The following is a 20,629-nucleotide window of genomic DNA, read 5'->3' as shown; positions in this document are numbered from 1 at the left end:
GCTACCGATCTAGCATACGCGCTGACTTACCCATCTCTTACCTGCATTCTCTCGGGCGCGTTTCAATGTGGATCGTCAACGTAGCGCTTAAACGGCCGTACACGTTCATCGTGATGGCCATTCTGATCTTGCTGGCGACGCCATTCGTGCTGTTCACCACGCCGGTCGACGTGCTGCCGGAAATCAATATTCCGGTGGTCAGCATCATCTGGACGTATACGGGTTTGTCGGCCGAGGACATGGCCAACCGCATCACGTCGGTCAACGAGCGCAGTCTGACCACCACGGTCAACGACATCGAGCACATCGAATCGCAATCGCTCGCGGGTATCTCGATCCTGAAGGTGTTCCTGCAGCCGAACGCGAACATCCAGACCGCGATCGCGCAGACCGTGGCCGTCGAACAGGCGCAGCTCAAGCAGATGCCGCCGGGCGCGACCGCGCCTCTGGTGATCAGCTATTCGGCCTCCAGCATTCCGGTGATCCAGCTCGGTCTGTCGAGCCCGAAGCTCTCGGAGCAGGATCTCAACGACACCGCGTTGAACTTCCTGCGCCCGCAACTCGTGACGATTCCCGGCGCGGCGGTGCCGTATCCGTACGGCGGCAAGTCGCGGCTGATTTCGGTCGACCTGGACACGCGCGCATTGCTTGCCAAAGGGCTGACGCCGACCGACGTGGTCAACGCGTTCAACGCGCAAAACCTGATTCTGCCGACCGGCACAGCCAAGATCGGACCGAAGGAATACACGGTCAATATGAACGGCTCGCCGGACACGCTCGATGGGCTCAACAATATTCCGGTGCGCACGCTCAACGGCGCGACGACTTATTTGCGTGAAGTCGCGCACGTGCGCGACGGCTACTCGCCGCAAACCAACATCGTGAGGCAGAACGGACGGCGCGGCGTGCTGATGTCGGTGATGAAGAACGGCAACGCCTCGACACTGTCGATCGTCGACACGTTGAAAGGGCTGTTGCCGAGCGCGCGTGCCGCATTGCCGCCGGACCTGAGCATCACGGCACTGTTCGATCAGTCGGTGTTCGTGAAAGCGGCCGTGCAGGGCGTGGTGCGCGAAGCGTTGATCGCCGCCGCACTGACCGCCGCGATGATCCTGCTGTTTCTCGGCAACTGGCGCAGCACCTGCATCATCGCGATCTCGATTCCGCTGTCGATCCTGACGTCGCTGATCGTGTTGCATGCGCTCGGGCAGACCATCAACATCATGACGCTCGGTGGGCTCGCGCTGGCGGTCGGGATTCTCGTCGACGATGCCACCGTGACGATCGAGAACATCGAGCGGCATCTGCATATGGGCACGAATCTGCACGATGCGATTCTCGACGGTGCGGGCGAAATCGCGATTCCGGCGCTCGTCTCGACGCTGTGTATCTGTATCGTGTTTGTGCCGATGTTCTTCCTGACCGGCGTCGCGCGCTATCTGTTCGTGCCGCTCGCCGAAGCGGTGGTGTTCGCGATGCTCGCGTCGTACATCCTGTCGCGCACGCTGGTGCCGACGCTCGCGATGCTGCTCATGGGTCACGCGCACAAACCCAAGCCCGATGCGAAGCCGAATCTGTTCACGCGCGTTTACCGGCGTTTCGATAGCGGGTTCGAGCGCATGCGATCCGCGTACATCGTGGTTCTCAGCAGCCTGCTGGTGCGTCGCGGCAGGTTCGGCGGCGTGTTTCTCGGCTTCTGCATCGTCTCGCTGGGTCTGGTCCTGGTGCTGGGCGAGGACTTCTTCCCGACTGTCGACGCGGGCGATATCCGCCTGCATTTTCGCGCGCCGACCGGCACGCGTATCGAGGAAACCGCGCGTCTCGCCGACGAAGTCGAGAAGGTAATCCGCGAGGTCGTGCCGCCGAAAGAACTCGGCACGATTCTCGACAACCTCGGCTTGCCCTATAGCGGTATCAACCTGTCGTATAGCAACGCGGGCACGATCGGCACGTTCGACGGCGAGGTTCAGATCGCGCTGAACGAAGACCACAAGCCGACGCAGATGTACATGGACAAGCTGCGCACGATCCTTCCGCAACGCTTTCCGGGCGTGGAGTTTTTCTTCCAGCCGGCCGACATCGTCACGCAGATTCTCAACTTCGGGTTGCCTGCCGCCGTGGACGTGCAGATTTCCGGCGCGAACCAGCAGGGCAACCTGGAGGTCGCGCGCAAATTGTTGAAGCAGGTGCGGGTGATTCCCGGCACGGTCGACACGCACATCCAGCAAAAACTGGACGAACCGGTGATCAACCTCCAGATGGACCGCACGCGCTTGCAGCAGCTCAACCTGAGTGCGAACGACGTCGCGCAGAACGTGCTCATTTCGTTATCGGGCAGTTCGCAAACGTCGCCGGGATTCTGGATCAACAACAAGAACGGCGTTGAGTACAAGGTGGCGGTGCAGACGCCGCAGTATCAGGTGTCGTCGATCGACGAATTGCTGCGCACTCCGGTGTCGGGTGCGGCCACCGGGCCCACGCAGCTGCTCGGCAACCTGGTGCGCGTCTCGCCGCAAAACCAGTTCGCGGAGATCTCGCACTACAACATCAGGCCGGTGATCGACCTGTACGTGAGCGTCGAGAAGCGCGATCTGGGCAGCGTGGCCAATCAGGTCGACAAGCTCGTCAACAACGTGCGGGCGTCGCTGCCGCGCGGCAGTCAGATTGTCGTGCGCGGCCAGGTGCAGACCATGCGCAGCTCGTTCTTCGGTCTCGGGCTGGGCGTGGCGGTGGCGATCGTGCTGGTGTATCTGCTGATCGTGGTGAATTTCCAGTCGTGGGTCGATCCGCTGATCATCGTCAGCGCGTTGCCGGCGGCGCTCGCTGGCATCGTGTGGATGCTGTTTCTGACCGGCACGCATCTGAGCGTGCCGGCCCTGACCGGCGCGATCATGACGATGGGGGTCGCCACCGCCAACAGTATTCTGATGGTCGCCTTCGCGCGTCAGCGCCTGAGCGCCGGTGCGCCGCCGCTCACCGCCGCGCTCGAAGCCGGCGCGAGCCGGATTCGCCCGGTGCTGATGACCGCGTTCGCGATGATCATCGGCATGATCCCGATGGCGCTCGGTCTCGGCGAAGGCGCCGAGCAGAATGCGCCGCTCGGCCGCGCGGTGATCGGCGGCCTGCTGTTCGCGACGGTGTCCACGCTGTTCTTCGTGCCGGTCGTGTTCGCGAGCATCCATACCCGCCTCGCGCGCCGTCATCGCAACGACGACGCGGATCAAGCGGGTCACGGCGGCAACGGCGACGAAGGTGACCGGAGCGACCAGAGTAAGAACGGCGGCAATAGCGGCAACGGCAACGACCACCCCGACGGCCCCACGCCGGACCACGGCGGCGCTCCCCGGCCCGCATCAAGTTAAATGACGGCTGACTGAGATGGCTGACTGAGATGACCGAAAAAACACATGCATCGCTGGCGATTCCCTCGCGAGAAACCGAAGGTGGGCACGCGCTGCCGCCGCGCCACCGTGAATGGAAGCGCGCGAAGATCGCGCTCTGGATCGTGCTGGCGCTGCTCGCGCTGGGCGCTTTGCGCACCGTGATCGCGAACGTGCTGCAAAGCCGCTCCGTCGAGACGACTACGCAGCAGAACGCCATTCAGTACGTGAACGTGGTGAGCCCGAAGCAGACCGAAGGCGGCGGCAACACGCTCCTGCCGGGCACCTTGCGCGGCTATGTCGAATCGCCGATCTACGCGCGCTCGACCGGCTATCTGCTGCACTGGTACGCCGACATCGGCGCACGCGTGAAGCAGGGCCAACTGCTCGCCGAACTCGATACGCCCGAGATCGATCAGGAACTCGCGCAGGCTCTCGCGCAGCGTCAGCAGATCAGTTCGAGCCTCGGCCTCGCGAAAAGCTCGCTGGAGCGCTGGCAGCAACTGCGTCAACGCGATGCGGTATCGCAGCAGGAACTCGACGAGCGGCAAAGCACCTATACGCAGGACGTCGCCAACCTCGCGGCCGCCGATGCCAACGTCAAGCGGCTGCAGCAGCTCGAATCGTTCAAGCGGATCGTCGCGCCGTTCGCGGGCGTGGTCACGCAGCGCAACGTCGACGTCGGCGATCTGATCGACGCGGGCAGCGGCACGAGCCGCGCGCTGTTCGCACTCGCGCAGTCGGACCCATTGCGCGTCTATGTGCAATTGCCGCAGGCGTACGCGCAGAACGTGTCGGTGGGGCAGAAGGTGGTGGTCACGCAGGCGGAATTGCCGGGCCAGCAGTTTCACGGCACCGTCACGCATATTTCCGGCGCGATCGATGTGCCGACCCGCTCGCTGCAGATCGAAGTGACGCTGCCCAATCCCGACGACAAGCTGCGCCCCGGCGCATACGTGCAGGTCGCGGTGCCGGCGGCGGCGCATGCGCAACTGTCAGTGCCGGGCAACGCGCTGCTGTTTCGCGCGGAAGGGCCGCGCATCGCGGTGGTCGATGCGAAGGGCAACGTCGAACTGCGCAAGGTCGTGATCGCGCGCGACCTCGGGCAGACGCTCGAAATCGAAAGCGGCATCGGGACCGGTGACAGGATCATCATCAACCCGAGCGATTCGATCGCGGACGGCGATCACGTGCAGGTCACGCAGCCGCAGAAGAACGGTAAGGAGGCATCGTGATGTTCGCGGGTCCATGCCGGACGCTCACCGCCATTGCAAGCGCAGCGGGTGCCACGTTGCTGGCCGCGTGCACGGTCGGTCCGGACTATCAACGCCCGCAAGCCGAAGTGCCGCCGGCCTGGCACACCGATTCGTACTGGCGCGTCGCCGCGCCATCGCATGCGCCGATAGCGCCGGACTGGTGGAGCGCATTTGGCGATCCGACGCTGGCCACGCTCGAGACCCAGGCGCTCGCGCAGAACCAGACCCTGGTCGCGGCGAGCGCGCACTACGAGCAGGCGCGCGCGACGCTCGCGAATGCCAGCGCGCAACGCGTGCCGGAAGTGGATGTCGGCGCAACGGCCTCGCGCTTCAGGATTTCGCAGAACCGGCCGCTGACCAACTACGCGACGCCGACGCAATCGACCGTGCAGAACAGTGTGCAACTCGGGCCGACGATCAACTACGACACTGATCTATTCGGCCGGATACGTCGCGAAGTGGAGGGCGCCAGGGCTTCGGCGGAGCAATCGGCCGACGATCTGGCGAATGCGCGGCTCGTGCTCACCACCGACCTCGCCACCGACTATTTTTCGCTGCGCGAACTCGACGCCGAGATCGACGTGCTGAACCAGTCGGTGAAATTGCAGCAGAAGGCGCTCGACTATGTCACGTCCGAGCACGACCTAGGTTCCGTGTCGGGCCTCGAAGTACTGCAGCAGAAGTCGCTGCTCGACTCGACGCGCGTGCAGGCGCAACTGCTGCTGAATCAGCGCGCGCAGTTCGAACACGCGATCGCCGCGCTGGTCGGCGTGCCGGCCCCGCAGTTCGCGATCGAAGCCAAGGTGCTCGACGCGAAGGCGCCCGCGATCCCGCTCGGCGTACCGAGCGATGTGCTGCAACGCCGCCCGGACATCGCTTCGGCGGAACGCGCGATGGCGGCGGCCAACGCGCAGATCGGCGTCGCCAAGGCGGCGTTCTTTCCGAGCCTGACGCTGACGCCGGGCATCGGCTGGGAGAGCACGCAGTTCGCCAGCTTGCTCAGCGCGCCCACGCTGATGTGGACGCTCGGCGCGACGGTCGGCCAGGTGCTGTTCGACGGCGGCCGCCGCGCGGCCAACGTCAAGTTCGCGAGCGAGGGCTATCAGGCCACCGAGGCGACCTACCGGCAGACCGTGCTCGATGCTTTCCAGCAGGTGCAGGACGGCATCACCGGGCTGTCGGTGCTGGACGGCGCGGCGAAGCAGTCGCATGAAGCGGTGAGCGATGCGCAGCGTCTGCTGTCGCTTGCCACCGACCGCTATTCGGGCGGTCTCGTGGCGTACCTCGATGTGATTACCGCGCAGCAGTCGCTACTGAACAGCGAGCGCCAGGACGTGCAGATTCACGGCCAGCAGATGACCTTGTCGGTTGCGCTGGTTAAAGCGCTCGGCGGCGGCTGGGAGGCCGGCGCCGATGTCGCGGGCGCGCCGCACGACGCTCAGCCCGCCGCTCAGGAGGCGATGGCTCCCGCAAGGTGAGCCGCCGGTTCATGATGCATCCGTGCACGCAGGAGGAATTCGAAGGCGTTTCGTATAATGGACACTCAAGGGGACGCGCGCATGAAATTGCTGATCGTTGAAGACGAGCACAAGGTGGTGGACTACCTGCGCTCCGGTTTGACAGAGCAGGGCTGGGTCGTGGACGTGGCGCTGGACGGCGAGGAAGGCATGCATCTGGCGACCGAATTCGATTACGACGTGATCGTCCTCGACGTGATGCTGCCCAAGCGCGACGGTTTCAGCGTGCTCAAGGCGCTGCGCATGCGCAAGTCGACGCCGGTCATCATGCTGACCGCCCGCGACCATGTGAATGACCGCGTGCGCGGCCTGCGCGAAGGCGCCGACGACTACCTGACCAAACCCTTCTCATTTCTCGAACTGGTGGAACGACTGCATGCGCTGGCTCGCCGCACGCGTTCGCAGGAATCCACGCTGATTTCGGTCGGCGATCTGTTCGTCGATCTGATCGGCCGGCGCGCGACGCGCGACGGCGTGCGCCTCGACCTGACCGCGAAGGAGTTCCAGCTGCTCAGCGTGCTCGCGCGGCGGCAAGGCGACATTCTGTCGAAGACGGCGATCACCGAACTCGTCTGGGACGTCAATTTCGACAGCCACACCAACGTGGTCGAGACCGCGATCAAACGATTGCGCGCGAAGCTCGACGGCCCGTTCCCCTCGAAGCTGCTGCACACGGTGCGCGGCATGGGCTACGTGCTGGAAGTGCGCGAAGAGGCTGAATCGTCATGAACCGTTCGATCGCTCGTCGCCTCGCATCGATGTTCGCGCTCGTCGCGCTGTTCGTGTTCACGCTGGTCGGAACCGGGCTGTTTCTGGTGCTGCGCACGCAGTTGGAACATCACTTGCGCGAGTCGCTCGACGATCGCACGCAGATCGCCCGCATCATCGTCTATCACGCGGTGACGCCGGAAAAATGGCGCATGGCCCGCGAAAAACTCACCGACATGACGCCGCACGACAGCAGCACCGTGTACTCGGTGTCGAGCATGGACCCGTCCTACAACTACGGCAAGCCGGTCGACGGTCCAGTCGTGAAGAACTGGCCCGGCGGTTATACGCGCGTGACCCCGCCCGGGGGCGGCCAGGACATGCTCACGTTCACGCAGACCATTCCCGCTTACGGCACGCGTCCGCCCGTGCAATTGCAGGTGGCGTCGAGCTACTCGCCGAATGTGCGCACGATGCGCGTGTTCGGCTCGGCGCTCGCCGCGCTGTCCGCGTTGGGCAGCCTCGCTGTGCTGCTGCTCAGCTATTCGGTGACACGCCTCGGACTCGCGCCGCTCACGCGGCTCACGCGCGATGCGTCCGCCGTGAGCCCGAACAACCGTTCGCAACGTCTGAACACCGCGTCGCTGCCGCTCGAACTGAACGATCTCGCGAACTCCTTCAACGGTGCGCTCGAACGTCTGGACGGCGCGTATGGCCGCCTCGAATCGTTCAACGCGGACGTCGCGCATGAACTGCGCACGCCGGTGACGATCCTGATCGGCCAGACCGAAGTGGCGTTGACGCGCAATCGCTCGGTCGACGATCTGCGTCATACGCTGCAATCGAATCTCGAAGAGTTCGAGCGCATGCGCGCGATCATCAACGACATGCTGTTCCTCGCGCGCGCCGACCAGGGCGAGCGCGCGACCGGTCTGATCGAGGTATCGCTGTCCGCCGAAGTCGCACATACGCTGGAGTTTCTGGAGATTCCGCTCGAAGAAGCGCGCGTGTACGCGAGTTTGCAGGGCGACGCGCAGGCGCGCGTGAATCGCTCGCTGTTCGGCCGCGCATGCGCGAATCTGCTGATGAACGCGATCCAGCATTGCCAGCCGGGTGCGACGATCAAGGTGACGATCGTGCGCGACGGCGATCAGGTGCGCATCGCGGTGGCGAACCCCGGCGAGCCGATTGCGCCGGACGTGCTCGAACATCTGTTCGACCGCTTCTATCGCGCGGAAGTCTCGCGCACGAACAGCCGCGAAAACCACGGGCTGGGTCTGGCAATCGTGAAGGCGATTGCGGAGATGCATCGCGGCACCGTATCGGCGCACAGCGCGCAGGGGATCAACACGTTTGCGTTTTCGGTCGCGGTATCGCAGATCGGCGCAGACGCGCAGATCGCGCGCCCGAATGGCCCGAATGCCGGCATGACGGTCGCGGACGGTTACGCGCCGCTCGCGAAAGGCAAGTCGGCCTGAACCGGCACACGCGGCTTCAGCGCCTGCGCGTTGGCAGGCACGGACGTTCAACGACCCGGAACCATCTCCGTCTCGCGAGAAGTTCTTGTACCGTCGCGGACCACGCAGGGAAAAGGTGCGCCTATGGACTGAACGGGAGTTCGCCTTGGACTGGACCTCTAACCGGGTTGTCAAGCGAAATACGTTCGAGCGCGCTAACCCGCACTCCGATCAACCTTATGCGCCGGTCCAACTCGATTCGTTTCAAACATAGGCTGACGGCGCGCCGGATGGCGGCGGAGTCGCGAACTCCCGCGGGCAGCGATATATCCCTTGTGACGACCTTGAAGTCCGAGAATTTGATCTTCACTCCAACCGTCCGGCCGCAGTAGCCCTTGCTGTCTAAGTCTTGTGCGACCTTTTCGCAAAGGCGAGTCAGCGCGGGAGTGAGGATTTCTCGGTCTCGCTCGACGTGCATATCTCGTTCAAAGGTCGTTTCGCGACTCATTGACTTGGGCTCAGACGACACGACGACCTCGCGGTCGTCCACTCCGTTCGCTATTCGCGCCAGCCAGGCCGCGTAGGTCCGTCCGAAGCTTTCCTGTAGCAATCCAAGGTCAGCGCAAGCGATGTCACCTACCGTCACGATGCCGAGACCGGCTAGGCGCTCGCTCGCCCGAGGTCCAATACCGTTCACCTTTTTTGCAGCTAACGGCCAGATGCGTGACTCAATGTCCGACATCGTGAGAATCGTCAGTCCGTCGGGTTTGTCCAGTTCTGAGCCGATCTTTGCAAGAAGTTTGTTCGGTGCAATCGCAATGGAGCAGGTTAAGCCGGTTGCTTCTCGAACTGCATTTTTGATGCGAGAGCCGAGCACACGCGAGTCACCGTCCACCAGCGTGAGGTCAACGTAAATCTCGTCAATCCCTCGGTCCTCGATCTGGTCTGTGAATGTTCGAACTGCGTCCTTGAATAGGCGCGAGTAGCGTCGATAGGAGTCGAAATCGGTTGGTAAAAGAACCGCATCCGGCGCGAGTTGCGCAGCCTTCATCATGCCCATCGCGGAAAACACGCCGAACGCTCGCGCCTCGTACGTCGATGTCGTGACGACACCACGTCCGGCGTAATCGCGGAGTTTGGCGAAGCGCCGCGTACCGTCGGACTGAAGTTCCGGTGTCGCATTGGGGCCACCTCCGATTACAACGGGTTTGCCCCTTAACTCAGGATAGCGAAGCAGTTCGACTGAAGCATAGAACGCATCCATGTCGACATGCGCGATGCGACGTGATGGCTGTTTGCTCACGACGACTGTATTGCCACACTACACAACATATTTCCAATTTCCGTATGCAGGGTCGCGTGGGCGCTTAAATTAGCTTTCGAAAACAACATGGGCGTTGATGCGTCGCGGCAGCCAATATGGCTTGAATATCGAAACCCGCGTTCTTGGTCGCTTGGGATCAGCTATACGTACATTCTCTGGAGGCACATCTTCACCAACGCCGAGTATGCTGTATATCCATACAGTATTCTACTGTTCACAGCACAAGGGTGCAAGATCGGCGTCAGGCCACCGACCAAGCCGTTGCAATGCAGCAGGACGAAGTAAGCGACAGCCAACCGTACGCGCGCAGCAGTATTTGTGTGAATTTCCGATATGGCCACCGCGTTCGCTTCAGTGATTCGCGACAAGCCACTGCCACGCGGTCCGCTGCAAATGATCGATGCAAATTATGACCCCTCTGAACCAAAAAAATACGCTCCAAGGGATCAGCGCCCTCTCACCGCGCGCGCGAAGCGAGGCGCGCAGCAAGCCGCTCAGCCAGCGCGCGGTCAATGACCTCGAACGACCGGCTCGCCCGCTCATAGGCATACATGTCGCCCGTCGCGATGTCGAACCACCAGCCGCTCAATACCAACGCCCCGGCGGTGACCTGCTGGCGGACGATCGGGTAGGTCATCAGATGCTCGATTTGCACAAGGACGTTGAGTTGGGACAATTGGTCGTGCGGCTTTAGCCTGTCGTCGAGCGGGCCTTCGTGTTCGAGACGAAACGCCGCAATGTTGGCATGGCATAGCCATTTATCGAGGTTCGGCGCTTTCAGCTTCGGGTTGCGTGCAAAGACGGCTTTCATCGCGCCGCATTCGGAATGTCCACACACGACAATATTCGCGACTTTCAGGATCAACACTGCGTACTCGATCGCGCCTGCCTCGGAGAGGTCGCCGGTCGAGACCCCTTCCGCGGTCGCCGGCGGTATCAAGTTGCCGACGTTACGCATAGTGAACAGATCGCCCGGGTGAGTAGATGCGAGCAGGTCCGGCACAACCCGACTGTCCGAGCACGTGATGAAGAGTGCGTCAGGTGTCTGGGCGAGCGCAAGCTTACCGAACTGCTCTGCATATCGCGGCAGCATTTTCTCGCGGAATTCGACAATGCCCATTATGAGTTTGCGCATGGCGTGCCTCCGAACCAAATAGTTGTGCGCCGTCGAGCCTGACGATCCGCCCGGTTCTCGCGCGTCGGGATACGGGCGAGCCTCAGTCCTCCGCAATCAGATTCCAGTCTGCTTGCGCGCGCAGGTGCAATCGTCGAGCGGCTACGGCTCCTTGTCGTCGATATAACTCTCTCGCGGCGGATAAACCCCGGCCAAGCGGGCGATGAGTATCGCGACGAACAAAGCACCGCTTATCTGCTCGATCATGCATAGGCCGCGCGCCTGGCGCGTGAGCGGCGTCACGTCTCCAAAGCCTGTACTGGTGAGCACGGTTATGCTCAGGTAAAGGGCATCAGCATAGACCAGTCGCCCCGGTTGCCCGACGATCATGTATGACTGCGGATAGAAGAATCCGACGATCGCGTAAAGGTACGCCCAGAGCACACCGATTAGAAGATACGCAGCCGCAGCGCCAAACAGCTTGTCCTGCGTCATGATCCTCGGTTGGAAAACGTAGCGGAGCAGATAGGCGGTGGTCATGAAATAAAGTGCGGCGCTGAACATCCACGACCATGTCAGGTCCGTGTCGCTGTCGTGCCAGAGACCCACGTACTGGAACCACACTGCGGGAACGGCGAGTAACAGCCCGACGACGAACGACAGTGACGTGCGCCCGACAGCTGCGACCGTCGCGATGAGGAGAAACATGTTGACACCGCTTACCACCAGGCGGCCATGGTCGGTCGCAGGGACAAACGACACCCCGCCGATGAGAGCGAGGAGCACGGCAAACAGCCAGAAGCAACGCTGGAAAAAAATATGCGACAGGGCGTCGCGCGTGGCATCGACAGCCATATTGATCTCTCGCTCGGTTCGTAACATGTGCCAAATCGAGGCCGCCAAAGGCCAGTAACGCCGACATGCTGTTTCGAGATATCACTTGCGCACCCAACGTATAAGTTGAAACGCAGTTCAAGGTTCGCCGAGGGATCTCGGCTTGAACGCCTGGCGACGCGCCTGATTGATCGCGAGGTTGTTCGGCGCCCGGTGGAGACCGAGAGTCAGAACCTGCACGATACCCGTTTCGCTAATCGGCACAGCGGCATTGACGACGACCGCCAGGTCGCTGGGGCGCCGGGGGAGCGGTCGATGCCGGAACGGTGCCAGTCGCCCGCTGTTGCGAATGTGGCCGTCCCTGCGTGTTCCGTCCAGTGATATATAGGCCATGATGCCCCTCGTCGTCGACCGGTCGCCTCGGTACACAAGCGCAAACGTGGGGCGTACACGAGCCTCGACTTTGAGGGAGCCAAGACAATGACGTGACGCGACCGGGTGTTCCAAATATAGATGGATATTTTCCGAATAGTTAGTTTGATCGTGGCCCGACGAACGGCCATTGTCATTCATGGCCGACCACTGCCCGACGCGATCGCCCGAACCGACCCGAGCCGGCAAGTCTCAAAGGCATACGGGTCATTCAGTGGCCGGCGATGATCAGAAATTCGAGAACGCCACCGTGTTAATTACGGCCCACCCAAACCGGCGCGACTAGCGGAACTTGTCTGTACCCGTCAGAAGAATTGCCGCATACAGCACTAGCGGAGAACACTGCATTCAATGACGACGAAGCCGCGCGTCGGCGTTCAGCGTTTCAAATTGTTCAGCCGCTGCTAGCGATCTCATAGACGGTCCAACCGTATCCCATAACCTCGTTGCGCCTACGCGACAGCGTCGACTCGATGGTGGCTGTCCGACGCAGAGAAGCCGCTCGATTGGCATTGCCAGAGCGTTGACGACTGTCGTTTATGGCCGGCAAGCCGCATTTGCATGCTCCCGGGTCCAAATCCAGGACAAGCTCTGCCGACGAAAACGAGCATCTATTGCTGCAGGCCACGATGGCACAAATCAGAGCCGCCGGGAGCGGATTCTCCCACGCAAGCCATGACCGGTCACGTCTCGTCCAACGGCGTCGGACCGGCATCGCCACGATGCTCTTTGACGGCATGACTGCCAAGATGGTCATCGACCGCACTGCCTATCGTGGGATGAAATTGCGTGTCCCCGAGAAGGTCCATCATTTCGAAGCGCCTGAACTTGTCGCGCACAGGATCCTTAAGCTCGGCGAAGTGCAACTCGATGCCAAGCGCTTTCAGCTTGCCGACTAACTCGCGAAGCATATCGGCCGATGTCACGTCCACGCTCGTCATCGGCTCTGCAGCCACGACCACTCTGCGAACGGGTGTCGGCGATTGCGCGATGACCTGTGACAGACGGTCCTGAAACAGCTCGGCGTTGGCGAAGAAGAGCGGTGCATCCCACCGGAACAGAACGAGACCGGAAATCCCCTCGCCATGCGGATAGCGCTCCAGGTCGTGGTAGCCGCGCAAGCCAGGAACGCGCCCGAGAACCGCGAAATGCGGTCTCCAGCCGTCCCACAGAAATTCAATGATCGCTATTGCCACCGCAAGGCAGATACCGGGGATGGCGCCAAAGACAGCGACGCCCGCCAGACACGCAATGGATAGCCAGAACTCCCATTGCTGAATGCGAAAAATGCGCTTGAGGTCGTTGATCTCGAAGAGACCAATGGCTGCCGCAATGACCACTGCGGCGAGCGCGCTGGTGGGAAGAAAGCGTAACAGGTTCGGCGCCACCAGCAGCAACGCTGCGACCGCCACGGCGCCTACGACGCCCGTCAACTGCGTCTTCGCGCCTGCCGCTTCCGCCACGGGGGTGCGAGAGGAACTGCTGCTGATCGGGAAACCCTGGAAGAGTCCGGCCGCAAGGTTGGCGGCGCCGAGGCCGATCATCTCCTGGTTCGGGTCGACCCGGCTGTTGGCGCGCGCAGCGAAGGTTCGCGACAGCACGCTGGTATCGGCGAATGCGATGAGCGCGACCGCGCTGCCGCCAAGGACGATCTTCGCCAGGTCCACGCCGCTTGCCCACGGCAGCGCGAACGCTGGCAGTCCCTGCGGAATCTTGCCGAGCACTTTGACGCCGAGATTGTCGAGGCCGAATAAGCTGACAGCCAGCGTCGCCAGCACGACTGCGATGAGAATGCCCGGGAGCTTTTCGAAACGCTTCAGAAAGAGGATGAGCACGAGGCTTCCCGCGCCCACCGCGAAGCTGGTCCAATTGGCCTTGCCCGCGGCGATGGCCTGCACGAGGCTGATGAGATCGCGAAGCGGTCCTTGTTCCTCGATGGAGATGGCGAACAGCTTGGGCAACTGGCTGATCAGCACCGCGAGCGCAATGCCGTTCATGTAGCCGTAACGGATGGGCTTGGACAGCAGTTCGGTAATGAAGCCCAGCCGCAAGATTCCCATCACGATGCAGACCACCCCGGAGACGACGGCCATCATGCTGGCCACCGCAATCGCGCGAGAGGGATCGCCGGCGGCGAGCTGCGCAACCACCGCCAATATGGGTGCGGCGAGCGCGGAATCCGGCCCGAGCACCAATATTCGGCTGGGCCCAAATACCGCATAGGCGAGCAGCGGAACAATCGTCGCGTACAGGCCGCATACCCCCGGAACGCCTGAAGCCGCCGCGTAAGCGATCCCGACCGGCACTAACATCGTGGTCAGCACCAGCCCTGCGGCCAGATCCTTCGGCAGCCAGCTTGCCTGATATCCTTTGACGACCTGAATACCGGGCAACGAGCGAAGCCATCGTTGTGCGCTTCTTGTTTCGTGCTCCGGGCGAAAAGGGGTATCGGTCCGCATGGTTCGCACCTTCAGACGATTGAGAGGCGTGGATGGTGACAGTATGCGCTCGACTCTTCAAGCGTACCTGCTTGATCTGCCAGCTAAACCCGCCCTGTGGCCGGGTAGCGTTCGCTTTGTTCTACGACGCGGCCGCCACAGTCCGCTAACCAGTCACTTCGATGCCGGAGAACCTCATGACAGATATCGCACTTGCACGCAAGGATGCCTGCCTCGCAATGGTTCATGCGGTCTTGACCGACTTGATTGACGACGACAGTCTGATCGACGGGGCTCTACGGATTGCGGACTACGACGCAGATGATCTCGAAGGCAAGATCACCGAGACGGATGCCGTACTGCTTGCTGTCGCGGCGCTCACCAAAATCAATCGCGCGGCTTGTGAGTGGTCCGACGTGGACGGCAACCCGATGGACGCGATCAGAGTCGCGGACTTTGTCGTCGATGAACAAATGAACGGGTACGACCGCGCAGCCAATCCGCATGAAACGACTTCGTCCGCGGCAAAGATTCAGGCGCGGGCGGCCGCAGTGATTCGGCCAATGGGATCACCGGTTCGGCCCGTTCACCACTGAGGGGCGAGCCTTCGATGCGGGTAGGAGTCTCCACGGCGGGAAATCAAGAGCGGATGCGTCCAATGCCTGACGGTCGATGGCGTGCTTCGTCTTCGATCGGCAAGAATTGCGGCATTCCTCCATATTGAGTTTTATTCTCGCGTCCAGTTGGACGCCTTCCCCCTAGAACCGTGCACCTAAAACGCAAAAACCAACTTGAGACGTACTGCTTTCAAGGAAATGCCGCCGCACGCTTCGCTAAGCGAATAATACAAAAACTCGAACCGCACGTCAGAGCCCAACACAAAGATTGCATTCGTGCGGCGGAAATCCGACCGTGCTTGCATTCTGCGCTCAGTAACATATGCTTTTTTGTCAGCGAGCTTACAGAGTTCTGTTGGTAATCCGATGTAAAGGGTCGTCGGTAGGGCGCGACGCGGCCCGGCAAAAACTACAGCGCCGCCGCAGCACGCCCGACGCTTCTACATCCATTCGGGTGGAGGCTGCAAGGACAGGAGACGCCAGCATGAGCGACGATCGCGCATCGGATGCTTCGTATCGCGCTACGCTATCAGGCGACGAACTCAGACGCATCGACGACTGGTGGCGCGCGTGCAATTACCTGTCGGTCGGCATGATTTATCTCAGGGACAATCCGCTTTTGCGCGAGCCCTTGAAAGTCGAACACGTCAAGCACCGTCTGCTCGGACACTGGGGCGCAAGCCCCGCGTTGTCGTTCGTCTGGGCCCATCTGAACCGCGTGATCAAGCGCGACGACCTCGACGTAATCTTCATGGCGGGCCCCGGACACGGTGCGCCAGGCGTACTCGGCCCCGTTTATCTGGAAGGCACCTACTCGGAGGTGTACCCGGACAAGAGCGAAGACGCCGAGGGCATGCAGAAGTTCTTCAAGCAGTTCTCGTTTCCGGGGCATATCGGCTCGCATGTGACGCCCGAAACACCCGGCTCGATTCACGAAGGCGGTGAACTCGGCTACAGCCTCTCGCATGCCTACGGCGCGGCGCTCGACAATCCCGATCTGATCGTCGCGTGCGTGGTGGGCGACGGCGAGGCCGAGACCGGCCCACTCGCTACCGCATGGCATTCGAACAAGTTCATCAATCCGGTGCGCGACGGCACCGTTCTGCCGATCCTGAACCTGAATGGCTACAAGATCGCCAATCCGACGATCCTCTCGCGCATCAGCCACGGCGAGCTGAAAGCGCTATTCGAGGGCTATGGCTATACGCCGTATTTCGTCGAAGGATCGGAGCCGTCGGAAATGCATCAGAAGATGGCCGACACGCTCGATACGGTCATCGCCGAAATCCGCGCGATTCACGAAAGAACGCGTGCAAGCGGCACTCCCGAGCGGCCGCGCTGGCCAATGATCGTGTTGCGCACGCCGAAGGGCTGGACGGGGCCGAAGGAGATCAAAGGCCACAAGGTCGAGGGTTCGTGGCGCTCGCATCAGGTGCCGTTTTCCGATGTGAGCGGCAACCCCGCGAATCTCGAACTGCTGGAAAGCTGGCTGCGCAGCTACAAGGCCGACGAGTTGTTCGACGACAACGGCCGGTTGCTCGCCGAGCTGCGCGAGCTTGCGCCGCAAGGGCCACGCCGCATGAGCGCCAATCCACATGCGAACGGCGGCATACTGCGCCGCGAGTTGAAGCTGCCGGACTTCCGCGACTACGCGGTCGACGTCACGCACGCCGGCAAGGTGCTGCGCGAGAACACGCTGCCGCTCGGCCAGTTCCTGCGCGACACGATGCGTTGCAACATGAACACGTTTCGCGTCTTCGGTCCTGACGAGACCGCGTCCAACCGCTTGCAGTCCATCTACGAAGTGAGCAAGAAAGTGTGGATGGCCGACATGCTGCCAGAGGACGACGACGGCGGCGAACTCGCGCACGACGGCCGCGTGATGGAGATGCTCTCGGAACACACGTTGATGGGCTGGCTCGAAGGCTATCTGCTGTCCGGCCGTCATGGCTTTTTTCACACTTACGAAGCGTTCGCGCACGTGGTGGACTCGATGTTCAACCAGCACGCGAAGTGGCTGGACGTGTGCAAGAACCATGTGCCGTGGCGCGCTTCGGTGGCCTCGGAGAACATTCTGCTTTCGTCGACGGTATGGCGTCAGGATCACAACGGCTTCTCGCATCAGGACCCCGGCTTCATCGACCTCGTGACCAACAAGAGCCCGTCGGTCACGCGCGTCTATTTACCGCCTGACGCCAATACGCTGCTCGTCGTCGCGGATCAATGCCTGCGCTCGACCGACTGCATCAACGTGATCGTCGCCGATAAGCAGAAGCATCTGCAATTCACCACCATCGACGAAGCGGTCGTGCATTGCGCAAAGGGCATGGGCGTGTGGCGGCGCGCGAGCAATGACGAAGACATGGAGCCGGATGCGGTAATGGCTTCATGCGGCGATGTCGCCACGCAGGAAGCACTCGCGGCCACGGCTATCTTGCGCGAGCGTCTGCCCGAGTTGAGACTGCGCTTCGTGAACGTGGTCGATCTGTTCAGGATGCAGCCGGTGAGCGAGCATCCGCACGGTTCGAGCGAGCGAGAGTTCGACAGTCTGTTTACCGTCGACAAGCCCGTGATCTTCAACTTCCACGGCTATCCGTGGCTGATTCACAAGCTCGCGTATCGCTTTCGTAATCACGAGAATCTGCACGTTCGCGGCTACACCGAGAAGGGCAACATCAACACACCGCTCGAACTCGCGATCCTCAATAAGGTGGATCGCTTCAACCTGGTGCTCGACGTGCTCGACCGCGTGCCTCGCTTGCAAGGCAGAACCGCGCATCTGCGCGAGGACATGAGGAACGCCATCATCCTCAACATAAATTACGCGCACGAGCACGGCACCGATAGCCCGGAGATTTCCGAATGGGTGTGGCCATATTGAGCGGTTCGTAGTCGGCGCCGTGCCTCGCTCGCTCACTCGGCCCGGATCGAACGCATTCACGCGAGCGTCAAAGCATGAGGAGTCGTCGCAATGAAAGCTCCTGAGCGTCCTCTGCGTATCGAGCTGATCGCGCCACTTTCGGGCGTGATGGTGCCGCTGGATAGCGTGCCCGATCCGGTCTTCGCGCAGAAGATGGTCGGCGACGGTGTGTCGATCGATCCGACTTCTGACGAGTTGCTCGCGCCGCTTGCCGGAAAGGTCACGCAACTGCATAAGTCCAGCCACGCGGTGACGATCACGGGCGACAACGGGCTGCAAGTCCTGCTGCACATCGGACTCGACACCGTGCTGCTGCGCGGCGAGGGCTTCATGCCGCTGGTCAGCGAAGGCGGCACGGTCGCGGTCGGCACACCGCTGATCCGTTTCGATCCGGTGGCGGTCGGCGCGAAGGCGAGCAGCCTGCTCACGCAGATGGTGATCGCCAACGGCGAACTCGTCACGCGCTATGTGCCCGCGAAGGGCCTCGTCAACGCGGGCACCGACACGGCCCTGTACGTCGAGTTGGTCGGCAGCGTCCCGGACAAGGAGACGGCCGGTGCGGCCGGCGCAATCCTCTCCGGCGAAATCACGCTGCCGAATCCGGCGGGCCTGCATGCGCGGCCCGCCGCCGTCGTCGCGGCGCAAGCAAAGAAATTCACGTCGGAGATCCGCCTGCTGCGCGGCAGCGACAGCGTCAATGCGAAGTCGATCGTGGCGATCATGGGGTTTGCCACCACGCTCGGCGACAAGCTACGCGTCGAGGCGCGTGGACCCGACGCGGCGGAAGCGGCGAGCGTGCTCGCGCGCGTGCTTGCCGAAGGTTCCGGCGAAAAGCCCGGCGACGCGCCTGCGCCTTCAACACCTTCAGCACCGATCGCCGCACAAGCCGCCACACCAATCGCCGAGCCAGTTGCAACCCGCTCCCCGCTCACCGACGCCAACGAATTCACCGGCGTTTCCGCCTCACCAGGCCTTGCCGTCGGCAAGGTGGTGCAATTTCGCCAGCAAGCGATCGAAGTAACCGAAACGGGCGAGTCGCCGCAACGCGAACGCGCGCAACTCGAAGCGGCGAGGCACCAGGCGCGCCAGCAGATCGAAGCGCTGAAGGCGACGCTTGCCGACGCGTCGAAAGCGCAGATTCTCGCCGCGCATCTCGAACTGCTGGACGACCCCGACCTGAACGATATGGCCATCGCCGGCATCAGCGAAGGCAAGGGCGCGGGCTTCGCGTGGCGCGCGGCGTTCCAGACGCAGGCGGACACGCTCGAAAAGCTCGCCAATCCGCTGCTGCGCGAACGCGCGGGCGACATCCGCGACGTCGGCCGCCGGGTGCTCGCGTTGCTCGCGGGCGTCAGGCAGGCGCAGATCGACGTGCCGCAGGACTCGATTCTGATTGCGGAAGAACTCTCGCCGTCCGACACCACATCGCTCGATCGCAGCAAGGTGCTCGGCTTTTGCACGACGACCGGCGGCGCGACGAGTCACGTCGCGATCCTTGCGCGTTCGCTCGGCATTCCCGCGATTTGCGGCATCGACGCACGCGCGTTGCAACTCGCCGACGGCACCCCCGTCGTGCTCGACGGATCGCGCGGCAGCTTGCGGCGCAACCCGAGCGCCGACGAACTCGAACAGGCGAACCAACGCATCAGCCGCCAGGCCACTAAACGCGAAGCCGAAAAGCTCGCGGCGACCAAGCTCGCGATGACGGCCGATGGTCACCGCATCGAAGTCGTCGCGAACATCCGCAATGCACAGGAAGCGCGCGACGCGGTGGCGGCCGGCGCGGAGGGCGTGGGCCTGTTGCGCTCCGAGTTCCTGTTCGATGCGCGCGACACCGCACCATCCGAAGACGAGCAGGCCGCCGAATACTGCGCGGTAGCCGAAGCGCTCGGCCGCGAACGTCCCCTCGTCGTGCGCACGCTGGACGTTGGCGGCGACAAACCGCTGTCGTATCTGCCGCTGCCGAAGGAAGACAATCCATTCCTCGGTTTGCGCGGCGTGCGTGTGAGCCTCGCGCATCCCGACATTTTCCGCACGCAATTGCGCGCGATCCTGCGCGCGGCGCCGCTCGGCAATCTGCACGTGATGTTCCCGATGATCGCGACGATCGAAGAAGTGCAGGCGGCGCGCAAGCTCCTGCTCGAAGAAGCCGGCGACCATGCCGCGAGCGTGAAGATCGGCGTGATGATCGAAGTGCCTGCCGCCGCGTTGATCGCCGAACCGCTCGCGCGTGAAGTCGACTTCTTCTCGATCGGCACGAACGATCTGACGCAATACACGCTCGCGATGGACCGTGGCCACCCGCAACTCGCGAGACAGGCCGACGCGCTTCACCCTGCGGTATTGCGTCTCATCGGTATGACGGTCGAAGGCGCGCATCGGCACGGCAAATGGGTCGGCATTTGCGGCGGCATCGCGTCGGATGCGATGGCGGTGCCGGTGCTCGCCGGCCTCGGCATCGATGAACTGTCGGTCAGTATTCCCGCAGTCGGTTCAGTGAAGGCCCAGCTTGCGCGGCTGACGATGGCCGAAGCCAGCAAACTCGCCGCCGACGTGCTGCGCCTGGGCACCGCCGCCGAAGTTCGCGCGCATCTTGCGCGCTTTGCCGATTGAGCGGATCGAGAGGAGACCA

The 20,629-nt window shown here is 62.4% G+C and carries 13 protein-coding genes; 8 read left to right on the top strand and 5 right to left on the bottom strand.

What is annotated here, in order from left to right; genetic code table 11:
* Positions 1-65 precede the first annotated feature (65 nt).
* The 5 genes from HV770_RS12125 to HV770_RS12105 all read left to right on the top strand — a co-directional run bounded on the left by HV770_RS12125 (position 66) and on the right by HV770_RS12105 (position 8,339).
* The gene (locus HV770_RS12125; RefSeq protein WP_175159865.1) at positions 66-3,362 is read left to right on the top strand and encodes an efflux RND transporter permease subunit; all 3,297 of its coding nucleotides are present in this window, start codon (positions 66-68) and stop codon (positions 3,360-3,362) included.
* Between the two features lie 29 nt (positions 3,363-3,391).
* The gene (locus tag HV770_RS12120) at positions 3,392-4,615 is read left to right on the top strand and encodes an efflux RND transporter periplasmic adaptor subunit (protein ID WP_175159863.1); all 1,224 of its coding nucleotides are present in this window, start codon (positions 3,392-3,394) and stop codon (positions 4,613-4,615) included.
* Positions 4,615-6,114: an efflux transporter outer membrane subunit gene (locus tag HV770_RS12115; protein WP_175159861.1), complete on the top strand. Its 1,500-nt coding sequence runs from the start codon at positions 4,615-4,617 to the stop codon at positions 6,112-6,114. Before HV770_RS12120 ends, HV770_RS12115 begins: the two co-directional genes overlap by 1 nt.
* Positions 6,115-6,195: 81 nt before the next feature.
* Positions 6,196-6,882: a heavy metal response regulator transcription factor gene (locus HV770_RS12110; protein WP_042328199.1), complete on the top strand. Its 687-nt coding sequence runs from the start codon at positions 6,196-6,198 to the stop codon at positions 6,880-6,882.
* Positions 6,879-8,339, top strand: coding sequence for a heavy metal sensor histidine kinase (locus HV770_RS12105; protein ID WP_175159859.1), 1,461 nt, complete (start codon positions 6,879-6,881; stop codon positions 8,337-8,339). The genes HV770_RS12110 and HV770_RS12105 overlap by 4 nt, the downstream gene beginning before the upstream one ends.
* A 121-nt stretch (positions 8,340-8,460) precedes the next feature.
* Here the strand turns inward: HV770_RS12105 and dinB are convergent, their stop codons facing one another.
* The 5 genes from dinB to HV770_RS12080 all read right to left on the bottom strand — a co-directional run bounded on the left by dinB (position 8,461) and on the right by HV770_RS12080 (position 14,481).
* Complete coding sequence (dinB, locus tag HV770_RS12100) at positions 8,461-9,621, bottom strand: DNA polymerase IV (protein WP_175159857.1); 1,161 nt, start codon at positions 9,619-9,621, stop codon at positions 8,461-8,463.
* 478 nt (positions 9,622-10,099) lie between these two features.
* Positions 10,100-10,777, bottom strand: coding sequence for a carbonic anhydrase (locus HV770_RS12095; RefSeq protein ID WP_175160163.1), 678 nt, complete (start codon positions 10,775-10,777; stop codon positions 10,100-10,102).
* 141 nt (positions 10,778-10,918) lie between these two features.
* Positions 10,919-11,638: a potassium channel family protein gene (locus HV770_RS12090; protein ID WP_246290873.1), complete on the bottom strand. Its 720-nt coding sequence runs from the start codon at positions 11,636-11,638 to the stop codon at positions 10,919-10,921.
* Positions 11,639-11,728: 90 nt separating this feature from the next.
* On the bottom strand, positions 11,729-11,983 hold the full coding sequence (locus HV770_RS12085; protein ID WP_175159856.1) for a hypothetical protein: 255 nt from the start codon (positions 11,981-11,983) through the stop codon (positions 11,729-11,731).
* Between the two features lie 722 nt (positions 11,984-12,705).
* Positions 12,706-14,481 (bottom strand): SulP family inorganic anion transporter, encoded by a 1,776-nt coding sequence (locus HV770_RS12080; RefSeq protein ID WP_175159854.1) that lies wholly within the window; start codon positions 14,479-14,481, stop codon positions 12,706-12,708.
* A 176-nt stretch (positions 14,482-14,657) separates the two neighbouring features.
* On the opposite strand from HV770_RS12080, the gene HV770_RS12075 reads away from it, so the two are divergent.
* From HV770_RS12075 to ptsP, 3 genes are all read left to right on the top strand, one after another.
* Positions 14,658-15,056, top strand: a complete 399-nt coding sequence (locus HV770_RS12075) for a hypothetical protein (RefSeq protein WP_175159852.1) — start codon at positions 14,658-14,660, stop codon at positions 15,054-15,056.
* A gap of 505 nt (positions 15,057-15,561) precedes the next feature.
* Positions 15,562-17,958 carry a phosphoketolase family protein gene (locus tag HV770_RS12070; RefSeq protein WP_175159850.1) on the top strand — a complete coding sequence of 799 codons (2,397 nt, stop codon included), beginning with the start codon at positions 15,562-15,564 and terminating at the stop codon, positions 17,956-17,958.
* A gap of 90 nt (positions 17,959-18,048) precedes the next feature.
* Complete coding sequence (gene ptsP, locus HV770_RS12065; protein ID WP_175159848.1) at positions 18,049-20,610, top strand: phosphoenolpyruvate--protein phosphotransferase; 2,562 nt, start codon at positions 18,049-18,051, stop codon at positions 20,608-20,610.
* The last annotated feature ends 19 nt before the right edge of the window (positions 20,611-20,629 follow it).

Origin of the sequence: Paraburkholderia fynbosensis (assembly GCF_902859935.1) — a bacterium.
Classification (GTDB): Bacteria; Pseudomonadota; Gammaproteobacteria; order Burkholderiales; family Burkholderiaceae; genus Paraburkholderia; species Paraburkholderia fynbosensis.
The sequence above is the reverse complement of the archived record's forward strand: the minus strand, read 5'-3'. Positions and strand labels throughout refer to the sequence as shown.